The sequence below is a fragment of the Comamonas sp. CMM02 genome (genome assembly GCF_014851485.1).
In the GTDB taxonomy this organism is placed as follows: domain Bacteria; phylum Pseudomonadota; class Gammaproteobacteria; order Burkholderiales; family Burkholderiaceae_C; genus Comamonas; species Comamonas avium.
Genome location: NZ_JACUZW010000006.1, coordinates 83,478 through 108,798 on the forward strand (window position 1 = coordinate 83,478; position 25,321 = coordinate 108,798).

20 protein-coding genes and 1 pseudogene are annotated in these 25,321 nt (G+C 59.8%); 8 read left to right on the forward strand and 13 right to left on the reverse strand.

The window, feature by feature from the left end; genetic code table 11:
* Positions 1–225 precede the first annotated feature (225 nt).
* Complete coding sequence (gltS, locus tag IB213_RS16980; RefSeq protein ID WP_370551232.1) at positions 226–1,452, reverse strand: sodium/glutamate symporter; 1,227 nt, start codon at positions 1,450–1,452, stop codon at positions 226–228.
* A 224-nt stretch (positions 1,453–1,676) separates the two neighbouring features.
* On the opposite strand from gltS, the gene hemE reads away from it, so the two are divergent.
* From hemE to IB213_RS16995, 3 genes are all read left to right on the forward strand, one after another.
* On the forward strand, positions 1,677–2,792 hold the full coding sequence (gene hemE / locus IB213_RS16985) for a uroporphyrinogen decarboxylase (RefSeq protein WP_192408002.1): 1,116 nt from the start codon (positions 1,677–1,679) through the stop codon (positions 2,790–2,792).
* Positions 2,793–3,205: 413 nt separating this feature from the next.
* Positions 3,206–5,395 (forward strand): primosomal protein N', encoded by a 2,190-nt coding sequence (gene priA / locus IB213_RS16990; RefSeq protein ID WP_192408004.1) that lies wholly within the window; start codon positions 3,206–3,208, stop codon positions 5,393–5,395.
* A gap of 179 nt (positions 5,396–5,574) precedes the next feature.
* On the forward strand, positions 5,575–6,732 hold the full coding sequence (locus tag IB213_RS16995) for an asparaginase (RefSeq protein WP_192408006.1): 1,158 nt from the start codon (positions 5,575–5,577) through the stop codon (positions 6,730–6,732).
* 49 nt (positions 6,733–6,781) lie between these two features.
* On the opposite strand, the gene IB213_RS17000 is transcribed toward IB213_RS16995, so the two are convergent.
* From IB213_RS17000 to IB213_RS17020, 5 genes are all read right to left on the reverse strand, one after another.
* On the reverse strand, positions 6,782–7,618 hold the full coding sequence (locus IB213_RS17000; protein WP_192408008.1) for a ChbG/HpnK family deacetylase: 837 nt from the start codon (positions 7,616–7,618) through the stop codon (positions 6,782–6,784).
* Entirely contained in the window at positions 7,615–8,034 is a 420-nt protein-coding gene (locus IB213_RS17005) for a GtrA family protein (protein WP_191722199.1), read from the reverse strand. Before IB213_RS17005 ends, IB213_RS17000 begins: the two co-directional genes overlap by 4 nt.
* Positions 8,031–9,056 (reverse strand): glycosyltransferase family 2 protein, encoded by a 1,026-nt coding sequence (locus IB213_RS17010; RefSeq protein WP_191722198.1) that lies wholly within the window; start codon positions 9,054–9,056, stop codon positions 8,031–8,033. The genes IB213_RS17005 and IB213_RS17010 overlap by 4 nt, the downstream gene beginning before the upstream one ends.
* A gap of 31 nt (positions 9,057–9,087) precedes the next feature.
* On the reverse strand, positions 9,088–10,617 hold the full coding sequence (locus IB213_RS17015; RefSeq protein ID WP_192408010.1) for a glycosyltransferase family 39 protein: 1,530 nt from the start codon (positions 10,615–10,617) through the stop codon (positions 9,088–9,090).
* A 184-nt stretch (positions 10,618–10,801) separates the two neighbouring features.
* A complete protein-coding gene (locus IB213_RS17020; protein ID WP_192408011.1) occupies positions 10,802–11,749 on the reverse strand; it encodes an AEC family transporter in 948 nt (315 codons plus the stop codon).
* 191 nt (positions 11,750–11,940) lie between these two features.
* Here IB213_RS17020 and IB213_RS17025 point away from each other — a divergent pair, with 191 nt between their 5' ends.
* The 3 genes from IB213_RS17025 to IB213_RS17035 all read left to right on the forward strand — a co-directional run bounded on the left by IB213_RS17025 (position 11,941) and on the right by IB213_RS17035 (position 16,039).
* Positions 11,941–14,007: an ATP-dependent helicase gene (locus tag IB213_RS17025; RefSeq protein ID WP_191722195.1), complete on the forward strand. Its 2,067-nt coding sequence runs from the start codon at positions 11,941–11,943 to the stop codon at positions 14,005–14,007.
* A gap of 178 nt (positions 14,008–14,185) precedes the next feature.
* Positions 14,186–15,358, forward strand: a complete 1,173-nt coding sequence (locus tag IB213_RS17030) for a phospholipase A (protein ID WP_192408013.1) — start codon at positions 14,186–14,188, stop codon at positions 15,356–15,358.
* 249 nt (positions 15,359–15,607) lie between these two features.
* Positions 15,608–16,039, forward strand: a complete 432-nt coding sequence (locus IB213_RS17035; RefSeq protein ID WP_191722193.1) for a hypothetical protein — start codon at positions 15,608–15,610, stop codon at positions 16,037–16,039.
* 11 nt (positions 16,040–16,050) lie between these two features.
* On the opposite strand, the gene IB213_RS17040 is transcribed toward IB213_RS17035, so the two are convergent.
* Positions 16,051–16,533 (reverse strand): universal stress protein, encoded by a 483-nt coding sequence (locus IB213_RS17040; RefSeq protein ID WP_191722192.1) that lies wholly within the window; start codon positions 16,531–16,533, stop codon positions 16,051–16,053.
* A 107-nt stretch (positions 16,534–16,640) separates the two neighbouring features.
* On the opposite strand from IB213_RS17040, the gene tgt reads away from it, so the two are divergent.
* Together tgt and IB213_RS18435 are read left to right on the forward strand one after the other, a co-directional pair.
* Entirely contained in the window at positions 16,641–17,813 is a 1,173-nt protein-coding gene (gene tgt, locus IB213_RS17045) for a tRNA guanosine(34) transglycosylase Tgt (protein WP_192408015.1), read from the forward strand.
* A 200-nt stretch (positions 17,814–18,013) separates the two neighbouring features.
* On the forward strand, positions 18,014–19,456 hold the full coding sequence (locus IB213_RS18435; protein ID WP_192408017.1) for a diguanylate cyclase: 1,443 nt from the start codon (positions 18,014–18,016) through the stop codon (positions 19,454–19,456).
* 88 nt (positions 19,457–19,544) lie between these two features.
* On the opposite strand, the gene IB213_RS17055 is transcribed toward IB213_RS18435, so the two are convergent.
* The 6 genes and pseudogenes from IB213_RS17055 to IB213_RS17080 form a co-directional block, all read right to left on the reverse strand.
* Positions 19,545–20,606 (reverse strand): zinc ribbon domain-containing protein, encoded by a 1,062-nt coding sequence (locus IB213_RS17055; protein ID WP_192408019.1) that lies wholly within the window; start codon positions 20,604–20,606, stop codon positions 19,545–19,547.
* A gap of 65 nt (positions 20,607–20,671) precedes the next feature.
* Positions 20,672–21,982, reverse strand: a pseudogene (locus tag IB213_RS17060) (MFS transporter); the annotation flags it as partial.
* On the reverse strand, positions 21,979–23,247 hold the full coding sequence (locus IB213_RS17065; protein ID WP_192408021.1) for an FIST N-terminal domain-containing protein: 1,269 nt from the start codon (positions 23,245–23,247) through the stop codon (positions 21,979–21,981). The pseudogene IB213_RS17060 and the gene IB213_RS17065, both read right to left, overlap by 4 nt.
* A 66-nt stretch (positions 23,248–23,313) precedes the next feature.
* Positions 23,314–24,213: a PhaM family polyhydroxyalkanoate granule multifunctional regulatory protein gene (locus IB213_RS17070; protein ID WP_191722186.1), complete on the reverse strand. Its 900-nt coding sequence runs from the start codon at positions 24,211–24,213 to the stop codon at positions 23,314–23,316.
* 122 nt (positions 24,214–24,335) lie between these two features.
* Positions 24,336–24,848: a copper chaperone PCu(A)C gene (locus tag IB213_RS17075; protein ID WP_192408023.1), complete on the reverse strand. Its 513-nt coding sequence runs from the start codon at positions 24,846–24,848 to the stop codon at positions 24,336–24,338.
* Between the two features lie 74 nt (positions 24,849–24,922).
* Entirely contained in the window at positions 24,923–25,303 is a 381-nt protein-coding gene (locus IB213_RS17080; RefSeq protein ID WP_192408025.1) for a hypothetical protein, read from the reverse strand.
* Between the last annotated feature and the right edge of the window lie 18 nt (positions 25,304–25,321).

Genomic DNA, 25,321 nt, shown 5'->3' on the forward strand with positions numbered 1-25,321 from the left:
ATACAACGATTTCAGATATAAAACTATCCGAAATCGTTGCAACACAAGCGCTGACAGCTATCTTTAATAAAAAAGCCGCTGTCTGCAATGCATGCAAACAGCGGCTCGGTATTGGCGTGGACCAAGGTTCGGTGTCTGTGAAGGGGATCTCCCTGCCTTCACCCAAATTTCTTCATCGGCCCACGCTGGCAATTATTGACGGCCTGCATGACAGGCATGTGACGCTCAGATCAGCGCTTGAATAATCACGGCGTTGACGATGTCTACAAAAAAGCCACACACCAGCGGCACCACAATGAAGGCGCGGTGCGCTGCCCCGTGGCTGCGCGCCACGGCCGTCATATTGGCCACCGCTGTTGCCGTAGAACCCAGGGCAATACCGCCAAAGCCGGCGGTAATGACTGCGGCCTCATAGTCTTTGCCCATGCAGCGAAAGACCACGAACAGCGCAAACCCGATGGTCATCAAAATCTGCAGCACCAGCACCGTCATCACAAAGCCCATCACGCCCTGCAAGGCCCACAGCTGCAGGCCCATGAGCGCCATGGTCAGGAACATGCCCAGGCAAATATCCGAAATCATGAGCAACCCCTGGCGCATGCTGTTCCAGTGGAACTGCCCCAGCTTGCGGCGCTTGCGCGAAAGCATCCATTGCCCCAGCGTATTGCGCAAAATAATGCCGCCCAGCAAGCACCCCACAAACATGGGCAACTGCAGGCCCGCCTCATGAAACAGCGGGGTGATCACACCGCCAATCATCAGTGCCATGTTCAGCCACAGCCAGGCACGCAACACGCCGTAATAGTCCAGCGTGACTGCGGTGCGCTGCACGGCCACCCCCACATCCAGCGCGCGTGAATTGCTGCCCGCAATGCCGTGGCGGCGCAGCAGGTAACTGGCGATAGGGCCACCAATGGTGCAGGCCGCAATCATGCCCACCATGTTGCTGGCCATGCCCAGCTCCACTGCGTTGCTGATGCCCAGTTTCTCCACAAAGACCGGCCCCCAGGCCAGCGTGGTGCCAACACCACCGGTCAGCGAGATGGAACCCGTCATCAACCCCGCTCGCGCATCCAGCCCAAACCACTGCGCCACACCCATGCCCAGCATGTTCTGCAGCGCAATGAAGACCGTAGCCAGCACCAGCAAGATCAGCAAAGGCTTGCCGCCTTCCTTGAGCGTCGCCAGGTCAGAGCGCAACCCAATGGCTGCAAAAAAGTAAAGCAGCAAGGTGTCCCGCACATTCAGATCAAACTCCACCTTGGTTCCCAGCGTCAGGTACATCAGCCCCACCACGCATGCACACAGAAAACCGCCCACGACAGGCTCTGGAATGCTGTAGCGGCGCACCACGCTCCAGTGCTCGGCGATTTTTTGCCCTGCAAAAAACAGCAAGATGGCCAAGGTAAAACTTTGGAAAGCGGGAATGTGCAGGGTTTCAGGTAGTGTCACGGCGTGGCAAAGTAGGTCACAAAACAAAGCCTGCGATTGTGCATGACACGCCATGCAGAGCGTTTTGCCTTGCTTTGCATCAGGACACGTGCAGACAGCGCGCCGCACTAGCCCCTGAGCACAAGGTAGTCCAAGGCCTTCCGTTAAACTGCCCGGTTCCCAAGAACCGCCCTTGCGCCGCAGCCTTTCGCTGTGGTGCTGGCCCTTTCTCAGTGTGAGCGCCCATGTCTTTTGCCCCCCTTTTGAACGACACCTTCCTGCGCGCCTGCCGCCGTCAAGCCACCGACTACACCCCGCTGTGGCTGATGCGTCAGGCCGGTCGCTACCTGCCTGAGTACAAAGCCACCCGCGCGCAAGCCGGCAGCTTCATGGGCCTGGCAACGAACGTGGACTACGCCACCGAAGTGACGCTGCAGCCGCTGGACCGCTTTGCGCTGGATGCTTCCATCCTGTTCAGCGACATCCTGACCGTGCCTGACGCCATGGGCCTGGGCCTGTCCTTTGCCGAAGGCGAAGGCCCGCGCTTTGCCAAGGTGGTGCGTGATGAAGCCGCCGTGGCCGAGCTGGCCGTGCCGGACATGGACAAGCTGCGCTACGTGTTTGATGCCGTCACCAGCATCCGCAAGACGCTCAATGGCCGTGTGCCCTTGATTGGTTTCTCGGGCAGCCCCTGGACGCTGGCCTGCTACATGGTGGAAGGCAAAGGCAGCAGCGACTACCGCATGGTCAAGACCATGATGTACAGCCGCCCCGACCTGATGCACAAGATCTTGCAGGTCAATGCCGACAGCGTCGCTGCGTACCTGAACGCACAAATTGACGCCGGCGCACAAGCGGTCATGATTTTTGACAGCTGGGGCGGTGTGCTGGCCGACGGCGCTTTCCAGCAATTCAGTCTGGCCTACACCAAGCGTGTGCTGGCCCAGCTCAAGCGCACCGGCGTGGACGGCACCGATGTGCCCCGCCTGGTGTTCACCAAGGGCGGCGGCATCTGGTTGCAGGACATGAAGGACATGGACTGCGAAGTGCTGGGTCTGGACTGGACAGCCAATCTGGGCAAGGCCCGCGCCATTGTGGGCGGTCAAGCCGGCGGCCCCGGCAAGGCATTGCAGGGCAATATTGACCCCAATGTGCTGTTTGCATCTCCCGAGCAGATCGCCGAGCAGGCCCGCGCCGTGCTGGACAGCTTTGGCAAGCCCCACACCGACAAAACGACGAACGGCCCCACCCATATTTTCAATCTGGGCCACGGCATCAGCCAGTTCACCCCGCCCGAGCATGTGGCTGCGCTGGTAGAGGCCGTGCACAGCCACTCTCGCCAGCAGCGCCAAGCGGTCTAATGCTTCACCGATAAATAAGTACTTACCAACTTCGACCCGTAGGCACTGGACTACGGGTCGTTTTTTTTCGCTGCCTTCAGAATTCTCGTTCATCCGCGCAAAAAACAACAAATTCGCGCTTTTTTACCGCATCTGCTTATTACTTTCACGCACTTGACAGGGGCACAGATTTCAACTTATGCACAACTTGGTGCGTGCGGTGGCTTGACTTCAGTGTTCACAAGGCGATAGCAAAAAAACACGAGCCAGCATAATAAGTCGTTGTTTTCAATCAATAAATTTCATGACAATCTTGTCACACAAAAATAAAAGCTGTCATGTTCACTTTGAGCCACAGCGGCTGTGGTAAACAATCCCCACAAAGTTATCCACAGAAACTTGGATAGCCTCGACTTCTTTCCCCTCTGGCGCTGATGTCTGACCCGATTCCTACATTGCATGTGGTCCATGTGGCAGTCCACACCCCTGTGCACAGCGGCGTGGGAGTCCCCTTGAGCTACACCCACAGCCACCCGTTGCCCCCTGGCACGCTGGTGCGCGTGCCGCTGGGTACGCGCCAGCTGCTGGGCGTCGTGTGGCCAGCACCGCAGGACGCAGCCCCGCCGCCTGAGCACGCCAAACTGCGTGCCATTGAAGCCGTCATGCAGGGGCTGCCTGCGCTGGACGCCACGTGGCAGCGTCTGGTGAGCTTTGCAGCCCGCTACTACCAGCGCAGCGTGGGCGAAATCGCCATGGCGGGCCTGCCACCAGCCTTGCGCGACATGACGGCCGAGCAACTGGCCAAACGGCTGCAGCCGCCCAAACCAAAAAAACCATCCAAAAAAGCCGCAGCAGCAACGTCAGCAGCTGCACAGCAGGCTGTGGATAACTGTCTTGAGCCATCTCAAGACAATTCAGAATCGATAGCACTGAGTGCTGAACAGCAAAGCGTTTTTAGTCAGATCATCCAAAATCCAGGCCCCTTCTTGCTGTACGGCAGCACCGGCAGTGGCAAGACCGAGGTCTACATGCGCGTGGTGCAACAGGCGCTGGAGGCCAGCCCGCAGGCACAGGCGCTGGTCATGGTGCCTGAAATTAACCTGACGCCCCAATTGCAAGAGCGCTTTGAATCGCGCTTCATGCCCATGTTTGGCGCTCAAGCCGTCGTCAGCATGCACAGCGGCATGACCGATGTGCAGCGACTGAAAAGCTGGCTGGCCGCCCACACTGGGGCCGCACGCATTGTGCTGGGTACGCGCATGTCGATTTTTGCAAGCCTTCCCGGGCTGAAAGTCATTGTGGTCGACGAAGAGCACGACCCCAGCTACAAGCAGCAAGAGGGTGCGCGGTACTCCGCACGTGACCTGGCGCTGTGGCGCGGCCATGCCTGCCAAGCACAGGTCATTTTGGGCAGCGCCACACCCTCGCTGGAGAGCTGGCACGCCAGCGAGCCAGCCAGCAGTGGCGGGCCGGCTCGCTACCTGCGGCTGCACATGCCCAGCCGCATTGGTGCAGGCGCACTGCCGCGGGTGCGCCTGGTGGACATGTCCCAGCAGCCCAAGAAAACCGTGTTTTCACAGCCCCTGCTGGAAGCCATCACCGAGCGGGTGCAACGGGGCGAGCAAAGCCTGATCTTGCTGAACCGGCGCGGTTTTGCCCCGGTGCTGTACTGCGCAGACTGCAACTGGAAAAGCGATTGCCCGCACTGCAGCGCCCACCAGGTTTTTCACAAGGGTGACCGCACCTTGCGCTGTCACCACTGTGGCTATACCCAGCGTGTGCCACACGCCTGCCCCAGCTGCGGCAACCCGGACATCCTTCCCCTGGGCAAAGGTACGGAACAGTTGCAAGAAGAGCTGGAGCGTCTGCTGCGCAACGTGCAACGCCCAGACGGCCAGCCGGCCCGTGTGTCACGCATTGATGCCGACACCACCAAGCTCAAAGGGGCATTACAAGAGCAATTGGCGCTGGTGCACAGTGGCGAGGTGGATGTGCTGGTGGGCACCCAAATGGTTGCCAAGGGCCATGACTTTCGGCGCATCACCTTGGTGGCAGCTGTACAGCCCGATGGCGCTCTGTTTTCCAGCGATTTCCGGGCACCCGAGCGCCTGTTTTGCCTGCTGATGCAGGCCGCTGGCCGCGCTGGCCGGGATGCCGCCTATGTCAGCGACCAAGGCAGTCAGCCAGAAATGTGGGTGCAAAGCTTTGAGCCGCAGCACAGCGTATTCGCCGCCCTGCGCCAGCATGACTACCCGGCCTTCGCGGCACAGCAGTTGCGGGAACGCCAGGACGCGGGCATGCCTCCTTATGCATTCCAGGCGCTGGTCCGTGCCGATGCCAAGACACAGGAAACCGCCCAGGCTTTTTTGCGTGCCGCCACCGATGCCGCGCGCCAGGGGCAGTTGCCCTGTCTGGACGATGTATTTGTCTACCCCCCCATTCCCATGGCCATGCAGCGCGTAGCCAATGTGGAGCGCGCCCAGATGCTGATTGAGGCCGCCGACCGCCGCGCCCTGCAAAGATTTTTGCATGCGTGGCAGCCGTGGCTGCACTGGGTGCGCGGGCAGCCACAGCACAAAGGCGTGGTGCGCTGGCTGGTCGATGTAGATCCGCTGTCGCTTTGAAAAGCATTTTTCATGGCTGCCGTCTTTCAGGCCAACACCCTCACCACAGCAGGCACTGGCAGCCCGGTGTGGGTATTGAAAAATAGCTCTTGGTGTTTGTCCGAATGCCAGTCAGGCGCAGATGTTGCAAGGTGCACCACCAGCAACCACCCGCCGGGTGGTGCATCTCTGGAGCACCTATGCGCTTTCCTTCCGCATTTCGCCTGTCCCTGATTTCCGTGGCCTTGGCACTGGCCGGTTGTGCCAGCCAGACCGCCGCACCTGCAGCCTCCACCGCTGCAGCGCCAGCCCCTGTAACCACCGCAGCGCCCAGCGCTGCCCCTGCCCCTGCCCCTGCCGCCGCCGCCGCCAAACCGCGCGTGGTGGTGCTGGCTACCGGCGGCACCATTGCCGGCGCGGGTGCCAGCGCCGTCAACAGCGCCACCTACACCGCAGCCAAAGTACCGGTCGACAAATTGCTGGCCGGTTTGCCAGAGCTGGGCAATCTGGCCACCGTGACAGGCGAGCAAGTCTTTCAGATTGCCTCGGAAAGCTTTACCAACAAAGAACTGGTCACACTGGCCAAGCGCGTGAACGAGCTGGCCAAGCGCGCCGATGTGGACGGCATCGTCATCACCCATGGCACCGACACCCTGGAAGAAACCGGGTTCTTCCTCAATCTGGTCGTGCGCACGAACAAACCCATCGTAATGGTGGGTTCCATGCGGCCTGGCACCGCCATCTCAGCAGATGGTGCACTCAATCTGCTGGGCGCAGTCGCCACCGCTGCGGCCAAGGATTCTGTCGGCAAGGGGGTACTGGTCAGCATGAACGACGACATCCACACCGCGCGCGATGTGGCCAAGCTCACCAACATCAAGACCAATGCATTTGCCAGCCAGTGGGGCCCACTGGGCATGGTGGTGGAAGGCAAGACCTACTGGTTCCGCGCACCCGTCAAGCGCCACACCAGCGCCAGCGAATTCAACATTGAGCAGATCAACGAGCTGCCCGCTGTAGATATCGTCTACGGTTACGGCAACGTCCCGCCCACCGCCATCGAGGCGCTGGGCAAAGCGGGCGTCAAAGCCATCGTGCACGCGGGCACGGGCAATGGTTCGGTCGCTGACCGCATCGTGCCCAAGCTCAATGAATTGCGTGGCAAAGGCACCATCATCGTGCGCAGTTCACGCATTCCTGCAGGCTTTGTACTGCGCAATGCCGAGCAACCTGACGACAAGTACGACTGGGTGGTGGCCCACGATCTGAATCCGCAAAAAGCCCGCTTGCTGACTGCAGTGGCGCTGACTCAGACACAGGACACCAAGCAGTTGCAACGCATCTTCTGGGAATATTGATAAAACCGGCTGCCAGTGCTTGATAAACAATCGCTGGCAGCTATTGTTTTTACATTTTCATCAGGTGGCGCAAGGGACCTTGTGCCACCTGTACATGGTGCTGCTGCAACAGCGCAGCGAAGGCCTCAGACATCAGATAGGCAAACTCTACCGGGCGTTGCCTGCCAATCGCATCGCCCTGCACCACATCGGTGGCCGGGTGACACATCACCAGGCTGCCATCACACAGCTGTGGCAGCCACTGCGCCATCTGTGCGCCATAGCTGGCGGCATCAGGGGCATCAAACCCATACACACCGCCAAAACCTGTGTTGACAGGCACATGAGCCTGCTGCAACTGGCGCGTGGTGGTCCAGCCCCCCAGCAACGCAATGATGGCCGCCTTGGGGCTGCGCCACAAACCACCGGCTGGTGCGGTCGATCGCACCCACGGCATTTCTGAGCCTGCATAACGCTGGTGCAGCGCCTCCTGCATGGCATCGCGCATGCCCGGCAGCTGGTGCACATGCTGGTGGCCATCAATAAAATCAGGTGCTGTGCCCAGAGCCTGCTCAAACGCATCCAGCTGCTGCTGCCACTGCAGGCGCAGCGCGGCCGCTGAGAACTGGCGGGTATAGGATTTCTTGATGACATCGCCCAGCGCATACGCAGGCACGGCACCGCCGTGGCTTTCGGTCAGATTGAAATGCAACCCCACAGACAAGCGGGGGCGCAGTGCTTTCAGACGTGGGGCCGCTTGCACCCAGCGCGGCGACGTGGTCATGCAGCTCGTGGCCGACAGGCGGCCGGCCAGCGTCAGTTGCTCCACCGCAGCATCCACCAGGGGGTGCAAGGCGTAATCATCTGCACACAAAATCAGCGCACGCAGCGCATTCGGACGGGTCATGCTGTTCGCGCTTTAAAAGCCCAGAACTTACTCAAAACGAAAGTCCCTGCTGCCACCAGCACCAAGACGCCTGCCAGGCTCCAGAAATAGTGCCAGTGCAAACCATGCAAGGCGATGGCGTACAACGATTCATTGGCCACAAAACCCAGGCACGCCACGGCAAAAAACCGTGCCACCGTGGCCCAGCCACGCGCTTGCGCAGCGGAGAAAGTCAACCATGCATGGCCGTTGTAGCTGACGATAAATGCCACCAGAAAGCCAAGCACATTGGCCCACAAAGGGGGCATGCCCGTCAGGCTTACCACAACGCCAACCGTCGCCAGATGGGTGGCCGCAGCGCTGCCGCCCACCACAATGAACTGCAGCAACTGGGGCAGCGCCTGCAGGCGTTGCAATACCAAACGCCAGCCTGTCATGCCTGATCGCGCAAAGGGCTGTGATCCTCGTCACGCGCCACCAAATACGTGGGCCGGCACTTGACTTCGTCATAGATACGGCCAATGTATTCACCCAAAATACCAATGGACATCAGCTGCACGCCAGAAAACAGCATGATGCCCGCCGCCAGCGTAGGCCAGCCATCCAGGTCCGCACCGAACAAAAACGTGTCAATCGTGATCCATGCGCCATAAGCCAGTGCAATCGAGGCAACCAGCCCGCCAATCACGCTCCACACGCGCAGTGGCAGCGTGGTAAATGAGGTCAGCCCCAGCAAGGCCAGCGCACCCAGACGGCGCAGGTTGAAACTGGATGCCCCAGCCGCACGGTCTTTGGGAACAAACGGCAAAGCCGCCGTTTTGAAGCCCACCCAAGCATAAAGACCCTTCATAAAGCGATTGCGTTCAGGCAAGGCCTTGAGTGCATCGACCACTTTGCGGTCCATCCAGCGGAAATCGCCCGCATTGGGCGGCACCTTGACGCTGCTTCCCGAATTCATGAGCTTGTAAAACAGCTCGGTACCCAGCCGCTTGGCACCACTTTCGGCACCTCGATCGGCAATCACGCCATACACCATCTCGTAGCCATGCAGCCACAAATCATGCATCTCTGGCAACAGCTCCAGCGGGTGCTGGAAGTCGGCATCAATCAGCAGCACCGCGTTGCCGCGCGCATGGTCAATACCTGCAGACAGTGCGGCCTCTTTTCCGTAGTTGCGCGAAAGCGCCAGATAGCGCACAGGCATTTCATTGACCAGCCGCATCGCCACATCGTGCGTGGCGTCGCTGCTGCCGTCGTTGACCACAATGACCTCAAAGTGCGGCGTCAGGGCTTGCACAGCCGGAATCAAGGCACGCAAGAAACCCTCCAGGTTTTCTTGCTCGTTGTAGGCGGGCACCACACAGCTGAGCAGCAAAGGTGCACGGGGCACGACGCCATGCGGGGCTGCCGGCATATAGGCTGCGTGGCAGACATCGACAGAGGGCTGAGGCTGGCTCATTTCATTTTTTTGCATCGCTTTGCCTGACTTCTTATTTCACACAGGATGCGGGCACATATGCGCGCCAGCGCACCGTCAAGGGCTGGGCTTTGGAGTCATAAGCCCAGGCAATGTTCCATGTCCCGTCAATGACCGTAAAGTCCGTCGATTGCGCCACAGCCTCCAGCGGCTGAGGGGGGCTGGTGTAGACATCCATGTCCTTTTCCTGGCGCAGCCACAGGGCACCATGCTGCTGCAATCGCTGTGGCGTTACCCATGGTGAATAGCGCGCATCCCCCGTGATGAGCACCGAAGGGCCATGGGAGCCGATCGCCGTAGCCACCAGACCGGACAGCCAATAGTCCCCCGCCACCACATCCAGACGACAGCTGCTCACCTGGCTCCAGGTTTGCTGGGCTTGCTGCGCCAAAGCTACCGCAGGCCAGTCCATGCGCGCAGGGCGCTTGCGCAATTGCGCGCCGTACGTCAGGTAGATGCCTGCAAAAATCGTCAGCAGCACCAGCCACACACCCACGCCACGCACAACCCTGGGCCGCATGACACCCAGCCAGGCCGTCGGCACACAGGCGGCTACCACCAGGCCACTGAAGGCCCACATGGTGGTGCCCCACATGTCACGCAAACGCATACCCAAAGTCACGCCCAGCACCGTTACCAGCAAGCCGGGGCCCAACGCCAGCACCAGCAACAAGGCAGGATGCTGGGTATGCAGGTGCCAAGGCGAGGCAACTAGCCCTTCCTTTTGGCACTGCTTGTGGGCCTTTAGTGCGGCAAAGCCCGCAATACACAGCAAAGGCAAATGATTCAGGAACTGGGTGAGCAAGAAACCCAGCGCCGCCAAACGCGGGCTGTCGCTGGCGGTGGCAGCACGCTCGCCCGCATAGGCAAAGGGCAGCCACTCAGAGGTTTTGAGCCAGTACAGGTGCGGTGCCATCACCACACACAACACCACAAGGGCCAGCCATGGGCCCGGGCCTAACAGCACCTTGCGGTACGCAGACAGCAAGATGTACAGCCCCATACAGGCCAAGATGATGCCGATGGAATACTTGGTCAGCATGCCCAAACCAGCCATCAAACCAAGCAGCAGCCATTGGTGCAAACGGCCATCCTGCAGGGCCGCTACATACAGATAGCCCAGCGCAGCCCACGTAGGCATCTGCGCAATGTTGTGGTTGAACTCAATGGCGGGCCAGCCGTAATAGGCCACGCCCATGGTCAGCACCGTCCCTAGAAAAGCGCGCTCACGGCTCATCAGGCGACAGCCGGTAAGCCACACCATCCACAGCGTCGCCACGATGCACAGCTGGCTCAGCAAGAAAGGGCCAACCTTGCCAAACGCCATGTAAAACACGTGCAAGACACTGGGACCCAGCGTGGGGTGCTTGTACGTGCCCCACTGCCACTCCCGCCCCCAGGACAAGCTCTCCACCACATCCAGTGGCAAGCTTTGTGACAGCAAAGGCGGCAGCAGTGACCACACCAGCACATACAGTGCCGCAGCAATCAACAGACAGCGCGTCAGCAGGGGTTGCGGGGTCGGAGTGGAAGATGAAGACATAGTGACAAACAAAGATATGCGCTGTGCCCAGCCCATGAGCGGATCACACGCAGCGCGCAAAAACTCCACAAAACGCCCCATGCACTGGCTGTCGCTGTGGGTTTTGGCAAGCAAAACTGCGCGTAGTTTGCCCCAATTCACAAGGGCAGGACACGATGTGACTCAGGTTCACACCATACGGTGGTTACACCAGCAAAGCCACACTGGCAGAAAATGTCAGAAACGCCAGCGCCGTACTCACCAAAATAATGCGTGCAACGCGGCCTCCGTGGGCACCAAAACGCTCGGTCAGCAGCGACACATTGCTGGCACTGGGCAGCGCGGCCACCAGAACCAAAGCGGTGACGGTCAACGCAGACATGTGCCAGCCAGCAGCCATCACGGCCTGGCAAGCCAGCCACATCAACGCCGGGTGCAGCAGCAGTTTGGCCAAAGCAATCGGCACATAGTGACGCGGTGCTACATGCTCGTGCTGGTTGCACTGCGAACGCGCCAGCACCGCACCAATGGTGAACAAAGCCACAGGAGACGCTGCCCCTGCCAGCATGGCCACCGTTTGATCGATGGGGCCAGGCAATTCAAAGGCACAGGCCGATGCCACAGCACCCAAAGCAATCGACCACGGCATGGGATTGGTCACGATGCCCTTGAGCGCATTGCGCAGCGCCTGTGCCACGCCCTTTTCGCCTTGCCCCAGACGCGAGAGCGCAATACACAGCGAACTGATGATGACCATGTCAATCGCCATGGTCAAAATCACGGGACCCGCACTGGCAGCACCCAGCAGGGCCACCAGCAGCGGCACTCCCATAAAGCCCGAGTTGGGGAACGCAGCGACCAAAGCCCCGAAGGCTGCATCGTTCCAGCCCCATTTTTTGTGCGTCACAACCATGGTGCCGGCCACCATCAGCAGCCCGCACAGCAGATAGACACTGGCGGCCACGGGGTCAAGCAACTGCGCAAGCGGTGTTTGCGCGCCAAAGCGATACAGCATGCATGGAAGCGCAAAGTACAGCACAAAGGTGTTCAGGCCGGGGATGGCCGCCAGCGGCAGAACACCCCGGCGCGTGGCGACAAAGCCGCATAGCACGAGGGCAAAGAAAGGAAAGGTGATCGCAAGAATAGGCAGCACGTTGCAGATTTTCGCAGTTGCATGGGTGCTTTGCGCTACATCGCTTACGCCGAGGCGACAAGTGTTGCGATGTGCAAACTTCTGAGTGGCACGGGCATGGAACACGCCAGGGGTCTGCCCGCATGGGCTTGCGTATGATGGCTTCGCGCCTGCTTTTCAGGCGTTTGTTTTCTCTGCCTAGAACGATTGCCATGTCCGCTGGTCTTAACCTCGCCCAACTTCAAGCTGTCCATTACACCGAAGGCCCCTGCCTGGTGCTGGCGGGCGCTGGCTCGGGCAAGACCCGCGTGATTACCCACAAGATTGGCCGCCTGATCGAAGGCGGCATGGCCCCCAAGCGTATTGCGGCCATCACCTTTACCAACAAGGCCGCCGCTGAAATGCGCGAGCGTGCCAAGGGGCTGATTGGCAAGCCGGCCAAAGATGTGCTGATCTGCACCTTTCACTCACTGGGTGTACGCATGGTGCGTGAAGATGGGCATGCGCTGGGCCTCAAGCCCAGCTTCAGCATCATGGACACGGACGATGTCACCAGCATCCTCAAGGACTGTGCCGGCGGCGGCACCGATGCAGCCACGGCACGCCAGTGGCAGTGGACCATCAGCAACTGGAAAAACGCCGGCTGGGACAGCCGCACCGCCCTGGCCATGGCGCAGGACGACCACGAGCGCAGCATTGCCCTGATCATGCAGCGCTATGAAGAGCGCCTGACGGCTTACCAGAGCGTGGACTTTGACGACCTGATCGGCATGCCCATGCGCCTGCTGAAAAACCACGCTGAAGTACGTGAAAAATGGCAGCGCCTGCTGGGCCATGTGCTGGTTGACGAATACCAGGACACCAACGCCACCCAGTACGAGTTGCTCAAACTTCTGGTCGGTGAGCGCGCGCAATTCACTGCCGTGGGAGACGATGACCAGTCCATTTACGGCTGGCGCGGTGCCACGCTGGATAACCTGAAGAAATTACCCCTGGACTACCCCGCGCTCAAGCTGATCAAGCTTGAGCAGAACTACCGCTCCACCAGCGCCATCTTGCGTGCGGCCAACAACGTAATTGGCCCCAACCCCAAGCTTTTCCCTAAAACCCTGTTCTCGGAACTGGGTGAGGGTGAGCCCGTGCGCATTGTGGATTGCGACACCGAAGAGCACGAGGCCGAGCGTGCGGCCCTGCGCATTCAAAGCCTGCGCGCGCAAACCAATCCACAGCCCGCGTGGAAAGACTTTGCCATCCTGTACCGCGCCAACCATCAGGCCAAACCGTTTGAGAAAGCGCTGCGCAAACTGAACATTCCCTACAAGGTCTCGGGCGGCACATCGTTCTTTGATCGGGCTGAAATCAAAGACCTGTGCGCGTGGTTTCGCCTGTGGATCAACAACGACGATGACCCCGCTTTCCTGCGAGCCATTGGTACACCCAAACGCGGTATCGGCCACACTACCTTGGGCAAGCTGGGGGAATTTTCTGGCCAGCACAAGCTGTCCATGTTTGGCGCGCTGTTCAGCCACATGCTTGAAGCCGTTCTGCCCAAGAAAGCACACGAAGGCCTGCTGGAGTTTGGTCGTTACATCAATGACCTGGAATACCGGGCCCGCCACACGCTGGGGGCCGAGGCCTCACGCAGCTTCATGCTCGACTGGCTCAAGGAAATTGGCTACGAGCAGTACCTGTACGACAGTGAAGACAGCGAAACCGTGGCCGCAGCCCGCTGGACCAATGTGCTGGAATTCTGTGACTGGATGAGCCAGCGCGCCGGGGGCCAGATTGAAGATGCGGCAGGCACCACCACACAGACAGAAACCAAAAGCCTGCTGGAAATTGCGAAAAACATTGCCCTGCTGTCCACCATCAGTGAGCGTGAAAAAGAGCAAGACATGGTGATCCTGTCAACGCTGCACGCCTCCAAGGGTTTGGAATGGCCGCATGTCATGCTCGTGGGCGTGACCGAAGGCATGCTGCCCTTCAAGCTCGACGATGACGATGGCAAACAGCAAAAGGTGAGCGACGACATTGCCGCCCGCTTGCAAGAGGAGCGCCGCCTGATGTACGTGGGCATTACCCGTGCGCAGCGTACGCTGGCCGTCAGCTGGACCAAGCGCCGCAAAAAAGGCCGTGAAATGGTGCAGTGCCAGCCCAGCCGTTTCATCAAAGAAATGAATCTCGATGCCAGCACCGCCCGCGAAGACCCGCGCGAAAAACTGCGCCAGCTGCGCGAGCAACTGGCGCGCAAAGTCGACGCGGCACCGAAACAGATTTGAAGCCACTGATGCATTGCACCTCTGCCAGCGCATACCCAGCCCGAGTTTGCAGCCGACGTCAATCCCGTAACCCCTGTCGCGCGTTGTTGACTGACGCAGCGCAGCCTGCAGACCCAGTAAGCTGCGCAACGCGAATCTACGCCGGAGAGGGCCTTGCATGCACACCATCCACATCCGAATGACTTCACACACATGGCTGGCACTCGCCTGCGCAGCACTTGTGCCAGCCGCACAGGCGCAAACGGCGCCTGCCGCCACTGTCCCGACCGAGGCATGGCAGCAATGTGCTGCCACCACCGACAATGCCACACGCCTGGCCTGCTTTGATACCTGGGCGCGCCAGCAGCAACCGCTGACCCCGCCGCCAGCCACCAGCTGGCAGGCGCCAGCTGCATCAGCCCAGCAACAGACACCTGCGGCACTCACACAGGCTGCCAATGCGCCCATGGTGCAAGCTGACGTGGTCGCTGACCCAGGCCTGGTGCCCACCAACGGCGGGTGCCGTGACCCGCGTTACAGCGAAATGTCCCGCTTTTTTGAACTGGAAACAGGCACAGACTGCGGCACTTTCTCCTTCCGTGGCTACAAGCCACTGTCGGTTGCCGTGATCACTGCCGACACCGTCAACACACAGCCGAGCAGCCCCGGCAAGCCCCCCGCAACGGCACAGAACTACCGTCCGGAAGAGTTGCGCATCCAGCTGTCTGCACGCACCAAAGTCGCATCAGGCCTGCTGACCAACCCCACATCGGGCTTGCAGGATTCTGTCTGGGTGGGCTACACCCAGCAGTCGTACTGGCAGGTGTTCAGCCCCGCCCTCTCGCGCCCATTTCGCACCACCGACCACGAGCCGGAGGTGTTTTACGTCTACCCCACGCAGGCCAAACTGCCCTTTGGCTGGCAGTTGCGCTACAGCGGCATTGGCATGGTGCACCATTCCAACGGGCAAAGCGAACCACTCTCGCGCAGCTGGAACCGCTGGTACCTGATGACCGGAGCCGAGCTGAGCAACCGCTGGCAAGTGCATGCCAAGCTGTGGAAGCGCATGGCAGAAAGCACCCCTGACGATGACAACCCCGGCATTCAGAACTACTGGGGTCGTGGCGAACTCAAGCTGCTTTGGCAGCCCAACGAAAACAACACGCTGGGGCTGACAGCACGCGGCAGCGTGGGCAAAGGCTATGGCTCAGGACGGCTGGAGTGGCTGCGCACCATCGGCCAGGGCTGGAATGGCGGAAAAAGCAATCTGCGTCTGCATGTTCAGCTGTTCAGCGGCTATGGAGAAAGCCTGATCGACTACAACCGCAAGCGAACTTCGCTTTCAGTGGGCTTGAGCCTGCTCGATTTTTAAATCCCCAGCCTGTAAAAAAATATAGCTTCAAGCGCTTGATTCACAAGCGTTTGAAGCTTTTTTGTAGACAATCGTCACCGCACCGCATCAGCGCACTGGCGGTGCTTGTAGCACCCGCGCTCTTGGCGCAGAATCTGCATCACGTTTTGGCAAGCCCAAAGCACTCCCGTGAACTGGCCGTCGCTGTACCGCCATTTCATGTGTTTGGATACCTGGCCCGTCGCAGACAATGCGACACCAAGGATGACCATGAACCTGCAATACCAGCTCAAGGCCGGCAGCTATTACCTGTACGACATGCGCGACACCCCCAGCGCAGTCACAGGCGAGCGCCGCTTTAAGCTCAAAACAGATCTTCTGGCCATCGCCTTTGACAGCTACACCGGGGAAGTGCACCAGCACGGCACCCCCTCACGCATTCAGTCGTGGGCCAGCAACACGCGGCGTCGACTGCGTGCCGCAGGGCTGTGGCAAGAGGCCGAAGACATTGTGGTCATCAGCGGCCCCTTTCCCGTCGAAGAAATCAACAAGTGCCTGTGGATCAAAGGCTACTGCCGACGCTTGTTGCAGCGACTGTCTCAGCTGCCCCACGGCAAGCTCCAGCAACGCCCCGCGCCACAGCACAGCAGCTACAGCAAGACACACAGCGGTGCCAAAAACTGGCAGCGCAAAGCGGCATAAAGCCGCCTTGCTTACGCCGCCTCTGGCTCGGCGTCTGCCTCGTCTGTCGGAACCTCCAGCTCCTCAGGTACACGCACAATCAAGACCGGTTTGCTGCAGCGGTGCAGCACCGCCTTAGAGACAGAGCCCACCAGCACACTCTCTACTGCACCCATACCGCGCGCGCCGAGCATGACCATGTCTGCATTGATCTGCTCTGCCAGGTCCACCAGTGCGGTGCCGGGCTCACCGAGCACCACTTCCATGGAGTAACCAACGCCTGCCGCATCCAGCAGCGCAGCGCCTTCGGCCATCAAATGCTCACCCGCAGCGACTGCCGCTGCGGCGATGGCATCGGAGTCATGCGTTGCCAGCTCCAGCAAAGAGGCGGCTTCTTGCACATTCACCAGCGCAATCTCAGCGCGCAAACCGCGCGCGACCAGAGCCAAGGCCTGGCGCACTGCTTCCAGCGACTCTGGGGAGCCATCCACGGCAATCATGATTTGGGTGTACATGGGCGTTTTCCTTGTATGAAGTTCACGTTTGATTCCACTATAGACCACCCCGACTCACGGGCAAGCTCAGCGCAGCCAAGTGCGCTTGAGGGACAATGCAGGCCATCATGCTGCAGTTTGACCTCCTCACCACCGACCCATCCAGCCACGCACGCCGTGGCACCCTGACCCTCAACCATGGCAAGGTGCAAACACCTATCTTCATGCCAGTGGGCACCTATGGCACCGTCAAGGGTGTCATGCCTCGCAGCCTGGAAGAGATGGGGGCGCAGATCATTTTGGGCAACACCTTCCACCTGTGGATGCGCCCGGGACTGGACATCATGAAGACCTTTGGCGGCCTGCATGGTTTTGAGAAGTGGAACAAGCCCATCCTGACCGACTCCGGCGGCTTTCAGGTGTGGAGCCTGGGAGCCATGCGCAAGATCACCGAAGAAGGTGTTCATTTCCAAAGCCCCGTCAACGGCGACAAACTGTTCATGTCGCCCGAAGTGAGCATGCAGATTCAAACGTTGCTGAACTCAGACATCGTCATGCAGCTCGACGAGTGCACACCGTACGAGACCAACGGCCACAAAACCACCGAGGCCGAAGCACGCAAGTCGATGGAAATGAGCCGCCGCTGGGCCAAGCGTTCCAAAGACGAGTTTGAGCGCCTGGAGAACCCCAACGCCCTGTTCGGCATTGTGCAAGGGGGCATGTTCACCAATCTGCGCCAGGAGTCACTGGACGCTTTGGTGGAAATGGATTTCCCCGGCTATGCCGTGGGCGGTGTCTCTGTGGGCGAGCCCAAGGACGAGATGCTGGAGATCATGGCGCACACGCCGCACCTTCTGCCTGCCAACAAGCCTCGCTACCTGATGGGCGTGGGCACTCCAGAAGATCTGGTGCAGGGCGTGGCCGATGGCGTGGACATGTTCGACTGCGTGATGCCCACGCGCAATGCACGCAATGGCACCGTGTTCACCCGCTACGGCGATTTGAAGCTGCGCAACGCACGCCACAAGACCGACCACCAGCCACTGGACACCACCTGCACCTGCCACGCATGCGCAGGTACCAGCGGCGTGAGCTGGGACGACGGCGGGCGCGACGGCTTTAGCCGCGCCTATCTGCACCACCTGGACCGCTGCGGCGAAATGCTGGGCCCCATGCTGACCACCATCCACAACCTGCACTACTACCTGAACCTGATGCAGGAAGTTCGCAATGCGCTGGATGCTGGCAGCTTCACGGCCTTTCGCGCCAAATTCAAAGCAGACCGCGCACGCGGGGTGTAAGCTTTTGCTGGCACACATGCACAACAAAAGCCTCCTTTGGGAGGCTTTTTTTTTGCGCCAAACTTGAACCATTGCAGCACCTGAGCCCCAGTGTCTCCAGAGCGCTTGATGCTCAGCACAAGCGCCCATCCAATGGGAGGTGCATCTTGCGTGCATGTGGCAAACCTGCCTATCCTCGCCTCCCGAAAGATCCTCAGTCTGTGCAGACCACCAATTTTTCTATCAGCAGCAACGAGCCCCCCCTGTGGCACGGGCAACTGGCGTTGGCAGCCTGCATTTTTGCCGCCTGTCTGGCAGGCATCTTCAGTCGCCCCGTCGGTTTTCTGGCATCTTTCTGGCCCGCCAACGCCATCATGCTGGGGCTGCTTTTGCGTCACCCGGCATGGGCACGCAGTGCCAGTACCTGGGCCCTTGCCCTGCTGACCTACATCAGCGCAGACCTGCTGACGGGTGCCAGCGTTTTTGTCGCAGTCATTTTGAACATCGCCAATGTCGCAGGCGTCTGGGTGGGCTGGCTCTTTTTGCACCGGCAATCGTCAGAGGTTTTGCATTTTCAGCGCCAGCGCTCGGTACTGGTGGTGTTCACGGGGTGCCTGCTGGCCTCACTGAGCTGCATGGCTGTGGGTGCCTGGCCAGGCAGCATTGCTTTCAACCTGCCGTTGTGGCGCTCCTTCTTCCTGTGGTTTTCCTCAGAGTTCTACAACTACATCTTGCTGATCCCCGTCTTTCTGGCATCCCCAAAAGGCTGGCTCTGGCAATGGAAGTGCAGCACCACACAACGGTCTTTAGCCAACGTGCTTCCCTTGCTGGCGCTGCTCGTGAGCGAGGCTATGAGCCTGCTCATTGGCGGCCCCGGGGCGATTGCTTTCATCATGCCGGCCATGGTCTGGTGCGCCATTGCGTACGGCGTATTTCCAACCACAGTGCTCAGCCTGCTGGTCTGCTCATGGAAGGCGGCATCGCTGTTCCTAGCCAGCGACGCCTTCGGATTTGCCCCCAGTAATTTGATGGAATCGACCTCTTACCGCACAGGGCTGGCGCTGCTTTCTTTGGCCCCTTTGGCTGTCGCCTGTGCCTACTCGCTGCGCACACAGGCGCTGCGCAAGCTCAACCATGCGGTCAATCACGATTTTCTGACGGGCGTGCTGGCACGGCGTGCCTTGATGGAGCGTGGACAAAAACTGCTGACACGCCTGGAAGAGGAAGGCCAGCAAGTTGCCATGCTGATGGTGGATATTGACCACTTCAAGGCCGTCAATGACCGCTATGGTCACTCTCAGGGCGACGTGGTGCTGCAGGAGTTCGCCGTTCTCGCACGCGATGCGCTGCGCCCCGAAGATTTGATCGGGCGCATGGGCGGAGAAGAATTTGCCATCATGCTCCCGCGCACCACCCACGACCAGGCCTTGCTGGTAGGTCAGCGCCTGTGCGAGCGCTTGCGTGAGCACGTCTTTCCGCTGCCCAATCAGGGCCAGATGCGCATCACGCTCAGCGTTGGCATGCATTCGGTCTCTTGCATTGGCCCGCAAGACAGCATGGAGCATTTGCTGTCCAAGGCCGACGAGGCGCTGTATGTGGCCAAGAACAGCGGGCGCGATCAGGTTCGCCAATATGGTCCGGCACTGGCACCATCAGCCATCTAAAAAGATAGCTTGCATCGCTTGAAATCAAAGGGATTCAATATGATTTATATCTAAAATCACCTATAGACAAGCGATGCTCGCTCATTTTTCAAGTTTTACGTTCTTCTAGCGATGCGGCTGGCGCGTGGGTGCCACAGCTGAAACAGAACTTGGCAAACGTGCTCTTGCGCGCATTGCAGGCGGTACATGGCTCAAACAGGCCAATGCCGCAGTGGGGGCAGAAATCGGTCACCCCATCTTTCAGATCCACAGGGCGCTCACAGCCGGGGCACACCCCTTTGCTCAGGTGCGTCCAGGCTTTGTCATAAGTCATCTGCGTGCGCCGCTCGCTGGCAGGCAAGGCTTCTGCCTGCCGCTGGCGCTCCAGGTAACGCTGCAACGCCACAATGGCCCAGCGCCCTATCAGCACGGTCAGCACAATGCCCACGGCATAGCGCACGTAGCCGCCATAGCTGGGCAGATAAGGCACCAGCTCGACAAAGAAGGCAAACAGCGCAAAAAAGATAAAACCCCATACAAAGGGCCACCATGTGCTTTTGCGCTTTTTCACAAACAACCAGCCAGCCAGAGCCAGCAAAGGCAAGGTGATGGCCAGACGGTACAGAAACACGCGCAGCTCTTGGGCACGCTCTGCCTTGTTAAGCCGCTCGTGTGCATCACGTTCGATCTCGCCGAGCGTGTTGCTGACACGCTGCGCCTGCTGGCGGGTGTTGAGCAAAATCTGCTCCTGATCTTGCAGCTGTTGCTGGGCTTTGCGCTCTAACGCGCGCAACTGCTCAAGCTCTTGCGTGCGGCGAATGACGTCGGGGTCTTGCTCGCTGCGCTGTGTGGCAGAGCGTGTGGCAATCCAGCTGTTGAAGTTATCGCGTGCGGCCTGCGTGTCACTGCGCGCCTTTTGCCACTGCAACTGCGCCTGATCGCGCGCCTCGATGGTTTTACGCTGCACGCTATGCAAAGCTTCTTGCTCAAGGCGCAGAGGCTGTACTGAGGATAGATCCAGAAAATCATCCAGCTCCAGCCGCTGCTCTACCTGCGGCAGATCGTCCACCACGGCAGAACCCAAGCCAATCAGAAAGCTGGCAAAAACCAGTGCTACCACCCACAGTCCACGCTGGAACCACTTTTCCGACAATCGCAAAGACTTCGCCATTTCTTATTTCCTCCACATCTTGGTGTGCATTATGCGGATGGGGTATGAATGCGTCCCAAACTGCGCAGCACCCAGTTTTTACTGCGCCGCAGGTATTGCGGATCGCGCCAGCACATCAGGGCCACAAACACCGCATTGGCCACACCCATGCTCAAGAACAGCTGCGGCACATTCAACCCCGCTGCCAGCAAGCCACCTGCCAGCACGGCAGAAGAGACCATGAACAGGGCGTTCAAAATATTGTTGGCAGCAATGATGCGCGCACGGTGTGTCACTGGGCTGCGTTGCTGAATCAGTGCATACAAAGGCACGCTGTAAACACCGGCTGCCAGAGACAAGCCGAATAAATCCAGCAGCACATGCCAGCGCCCCGGAGCATGGATAAATGCGCTCAGCGTCAAAACGTGCGTGACCGCAGACAGGCCTTCCAATGTCCACCACAGATCAATGGCAAACACCGTCATCCCCAGCGCACCGATAGGCACCAGCCCCGGCTCCACACGCCCTCGTGAGAGCGATTCACACAGCAATGCCCCCGTACCTACCCCCAGTGAGAAAACCACCAGCAGCAATGCTGCCACCTGCTCATTGCCATGCAGCACCTCTTTGGCCAGCACCGGGAACTCCGCCAGAAACACTGCGCCGAAAAACCACATCCAGCTGATGCCCAGTACCGCGCGAAACACCAGACCATCGGTACGGGCCAAACGCAGATTGGCCATGGTTTCTGACCATGGATTCCAGTTCATGCGCTGCACCACTTCGGGCTTGGCCTGGTTGGGAATCGAGCGGGACGTCCAGCACCCGACCAGCGCCAGACACAGGCAGGCAATCGCCACGTGCACGCGCCCCACTTCAGGGGTCGCAATCAAAACACCACCCACCATGTTGCCCAGCAAGATGGCCACAAAAGTGCCCATCTCCACCATGCCATTGCCGCCTGTCAGCTCTGAGGGCTTGAGCACCTGCGGCAAATAGGCGAACTTGGCCGGGCCAAAGAACGTGGAGTGCACACCCATGCCCACCAGACACACCAGCAACAATGCAGGCCATTGCATGACAAAGCCCAGCAAGGCGGTGGCCATGATGGCTACCTCACAGTCTTTCACCCGCCGCATGAGCACGGCTTTGTCCATCCGGTCTGCCAGCTGGCCGGCTGTGGCCGACAGCAGCACGAAAGGCAGGATGAATAAAGCGCCAATCACCAGCCCCGCAACCGAGGCAGGCAGCCAGCCCACCTGCAACTGGTAGGTCACTAAAACCGTCAACGCAAACTTGAACATGTTGTCGTTTGCGGCTCCCAGAAACTGGGTGGCAAAAAAAGGGCCAAATCGCCGCTGGCGCAGCAGCCCAAACTGCGGGGTGTGATCACTCATGACAAAGCCTGAAGTGGCTGGGTAAAAACAAGCAACTGTGCACTCAAATGCTGCACCTGACCGGCATCAATTTCATGGGTCGACGAAAAACCCAGCAAAGGTACCGGCCCCAAGGCATGGCGAATCCATTGCAGCTCTGCATCCACCCGAGGACTGCGCGGTAATAACTGGCGCTGCTGGTTGCGAATATAGACCGCCCCACAAATGCTGCGTCCACTCGCTGCCACAGGCTCGCTATCCAGCCAGGTCTGGGCCACCGGTGCTGTCAGAGACTCCCACAGCTCAGCACAAGCACGCCGCATATCTGCCCGTGCGGCCAGCGCATCAGGCTGGCAAATGGTCAAAGACTGCCCCTGAACCGGTGTGCCTTCCAGAACAATGGTCTGGCGCCATGGATTCACACCCGCCACACGCACAACCCGGGCATCAGAGGCCAGGCACCCCCCCTGCACATAACGACCTGAGGGCGTTGTGGCCAGCAAGGTGTTCTGTACCTTGCGCCAGACTGCCTCAATGTTGGGGTGCTGCTGTGCCAGCACTTCACCCCAGTTCATATCGCCAAAAAACACCTCCAATGCAGGCTGCCCATCCAGCTCCAGCACGGTATCGCCCTCTACCCGGGTCATGGTGTGGGTGGCACCGACAGGCTTGCACCCCTGCATGCCCACGGTCAGACAGTCCACATTGGCAGAAAAGGCCACACCGGACAAACCACCCATCTGAATGCCTCCATGGCCGCCTCCCATGCTGGAGGGCGTGGCGCGTGCGCCCCAGGACCACTGCTTGTGCTCATGGCTCAAATGGCACAGACCGCCAACCAGTGCATCGCAACCCATGTGCTGCCCCAAGGCGTGCACCTGCTGCCCGATGCTGGGCCAAGAGGCATCCCCATGAATCAATGCACAGTGCGGAGTAAATGCACCCTGGTGCCAGGGCGCAATGCCAGAAAAAACCTGGTAATCCTGCGTATTGAGGTACGGCAACATGACCGCAATGGCTCCGGTGTGCCCATAGTCCATGTCGCCTGCCAGCACCGAATGGGCCGCACACCCCACCCAGTGCTGCACTTCAGGAAAGGCTTTGGAGAGCGTAGCCACAATCTCGCCCGCATGCTCGGCATACGAGGCTGAGACATACACCAGCCCCAGACTTGCTGGAGCTTGCAGATTTTGCATGCTGATTTGCGCACCCAGCTGCACCACCACTTGCCTGACAGCGTGTGGCCACAGCGGGTGTCCAGCATGGGCACAGGGGAAAAACGGCATCAAGCGACGACTCCTTTGCGCATGCATGGCGTGCGCGACGCTTCTCCGGCAGGAGGCTGGAAACGATCAGCGCGCTCGTGTCTTGCTGGCAGTTGATTTTTTAGCCGCAGCACCCTTGTTTTTGGCGGCCGCAGAGACCGGTTTCTTGTCAGAAGGCACCGCTTTCTTCGCTGGCGCGCTGCGCTTGACAGCCGCCTTCTTGGCCGGCACCGCCTTGCTGGGTGCCGCCTTGCTGGGCGCTGCCTTCGCTGCCCCCGATGCTGCCTTGGCAGGCTGCACCTGCGCTACCGCTTTGCGTACCATGTCGCCAGCCGTTTTCACCGCAGTCTTGGCAAACTCTGAACCCATCTGCGTTGCCTTGGCCATGGCTTGCTGCTGCGCGGGGTCTTGCATTGCCTGCTGCGCAATATGCTGAAACTGCTGCGTCAGCGCGCCCCACCATTGCATGGCCGTGGCCATGTTGGCTGCCTGCGCTGCCGAATCTGGCGCTGCACCTGCTGCTTCGGTCTTTGGCGTCTCTGGCTTGGGGGCCTCTGGCTCAGGCGCTGCTGATGGCTGGGCTGGGGGTTCTGCTGCAGGCTGTGCTGCACCCGACAGGGGCCAGCCCGACAGATGGCTGGCCGCGTCCGCTGGAGCTACTGCCGCCGCTGCGCCGGCCGCGAAAGGAAATGCTTTGGCCAGATCAGTCAGATTGACGTTCATGCCTTTGAGCGTAGACAGCGTCATCTTCTGCACCTGCAGCGCCTGCACCGTGGCGCTCAGTGCGCGGTTGTTTTGCTCCAGCCAGAACTGCACAGCCTTGAGCTCTTCAATGCGCTTGTCGATTTCTTCTACGCTCATGGTGGGTGCCACCCAGTGCGAAAAAGAAGGCATGGCTGCTGGAGGCTGCCCGGCTGTGCCGAGGTTTTGCAGAAAATCAAAACCCGGGATGAATTTGCCAAAGCCAAAAGCCGATGAATCGCTCATACCTACCTCCTGCACTAAGCCAGAAAAAAGCCCGGGCACCAAGATACCCGGGCTGCTTATGACAAGCTTAATGCACAAGTGCTCACGCCTTGCAGCGCACGTACATCTTGTGACTTTTGTGCTTAATGCCCGTGCCCATGTCCATGCGCTGGAGCCGTGGACTTGCCTGGCTGCCCGGTAGCTGGGGCTGTGCGCTTGACGGGCACTTGCAGGTGCAGCCGCGACGTAGCGCCCTTGGCGTCCTGAAAAACCAAGGTCACAGGCACGTCGGAGCCATCTTTCAAAGGCGCTTTGAGCTGCTGGAACATCAAGTGGTATCCACCGGGCTTGAGTTCTACCATCTGCCCCTCGGGCAGCTCCAGCGCGTCGATCTGGCGCATGCGCATCACATCGCCGTCCATCTTCATTTCATGGATTTCACCCGAAGCGGCAACGGGTGTCTCTACCCCTACCAGCCGCAATGGCTCTCGTGCCGTCAATTGCATAAAGGCCCCTGAGGCCTGCTGCCCCGTGACGCTGGCACGCGCCCATGCGTTGTCTGCCTGCACATGGGCAGCATCTGGGTGGGCCCACGCAGGGGCGACAAAGCAAGCGCTGAGCAGCGCGCAGGACAGCCATGTTGTTGTCTTAGACATCACAAAGTTCTTTCAAAAAATCCAACACCCGCAGTGCACATCTTGCACCGCACATTCATGCAAAGAAAGTGTGTCTAGACAGGTGGTCCGCGAGCCGGTGGCCACTGTCCAGGCATGGCCCTGTGCGCAGTTGCCACTGGCTCTGGCGGCACCAGCTGCGGCGCTGCATGCTGCGGGCTGCTGTGCACCCCGGGCGGTGGTGCCAGCACCGGCAAGCACAAAGGGCAATCGATCAAATGGTGCAGTGCACCAGCGTCGCCATGCTCTGCGTGCGCCACTGGATTGGGCGCCCATTGCGGAACGACCTCGCCAGAGCACAGGCGCTCCACCCCTTGGGCAGCCATGTGCGCACGCGCCAGCGGTGCCCATACCCCTGCCGCAACCACGCACAGCCACAGCGCCAGCACACCAGTGATGGTGCGGCGCGACAGGTGCGAAGCGGGCAAAAAAAGCATGGAAGGCATTTTAGATAC

Bases quoted from the DNA above. Each gene is read 5' to 3' on its own strand.
- hemE (WP_192408002.1), top strand. From the start codon at position 1,677: ATGTCTTTTGCCCCCCTTTTGAACGACACCTTCCTGCGCGCCTGCCGC.
- priA (WP_192408004.1), top strand. From the start codon at position 3,206: ATGTCTGACCCGATTCCTACATTGCATGTGGTCCATGTGGCAGTCCAC.
- IB213_RS16995 (WP_192408006.1), top strand. From the start codon at position 5,575: ATGCGCTTTCCTTCCGCATTTCGCCTGTCCCTGATTTCCGTGGCCTTG.
- IB213_RS17000 (WP_192408008.1), bottom strand. From the start codon at position 7,618: ATGACCCGTCCGAATGCGCTGCGTGCGCTGATTTTGTGTGCAGATGAT.
- IB213_RS17005 (WP_191722199.1), bottom strand. From the start codon at position 8,034: ATGACAGGCTGGCGTTTGGTATTGCAACGCCTGCAGGCGCTGCCCCAG.
- IB213_RS17010 (WP_191722198.1), bottom strand. From the start codon at position 9,056: ATGAGCCAGCCTCAGCCCTCTGTCGATGTCTGCCACGCAGCCTATATG.
- IB213_RS17015 (WP_192408010.1), bottom strand. From the start codon at position 10,617: ATGTCTTCATCTTCCACTCCGACCCCGCAACCCCTGCTGACGCGCTGT.
- IB213_RS17025 (WP_191722195.1), top strand. From the start codon at position 11,941: ATGTCCGCTGGTCTTAACCTCGCCCAACTTCAAGCTGTCCATTACACC.
- IB213_RS17030 (WP_192408013.1), top strand. From the start codon at position 14,186: ATGACTTCACACACATGGCTGGCACTCGCCTGCGCAGCACTTGTGCCA.
- IB213_RS17035 (WP_191722193.1), top strand. From the start codon at position 15,608: ATGAACCTGCAATACCAGCTCAAGGCCGGCAGCTATTACCTGTACGAC.
- IB213_RS17040 (WP_191722192.1), bottom strand. From the start codon at position 16,533: ATGTACACCCAAATCATGATTGCCGTGGATGGCTCCCCAGAGTCGCTG.
- tgt (WP_192408015.1), top strand. From the start codon at position 16,641: ATGCTGCAGTTTGACCTCCTCACCACCGACCCATCCAGCCACGCACGC.
- IB213_RS17055 (WP_192408019.1), bottom strand. From the start codon at position 20,606: ATGGCGAAGTCTTTGCGATTGTCGGAAAAGTGGTTCCAGCGTGGACTG.
- IB213_RS17065 (WP_192408021.1), bottom strand. From the start codon at position 23,247: ATGCCGTTTTTCCCCTGTGCCCATGCTGGACACCCGCTGTGGCCACAC.
- IB213_RS17070 (WP_191722186.1), bottom strand. From the start codon at position 24,213: ATGAGCGATTCATCGGCTTTTGGCTTTGGCAAATTCATCCCGGGTTTT.
- IB213_RS17075 (WP_192408023.1), bottom strand. From the start codon at position 24,848: ATGTCTAAGACAACAACATGGCTGTCCTGCGCGCTGCTCAGCGCTTGC.
- IB213_RS17080 (WP_192408025.1), bottom strand. From the start codon at position 25,303: ATGCTTTTTTTGCCCGCTTCGCACCTGTCGCGCCGCACCATCACTGGT.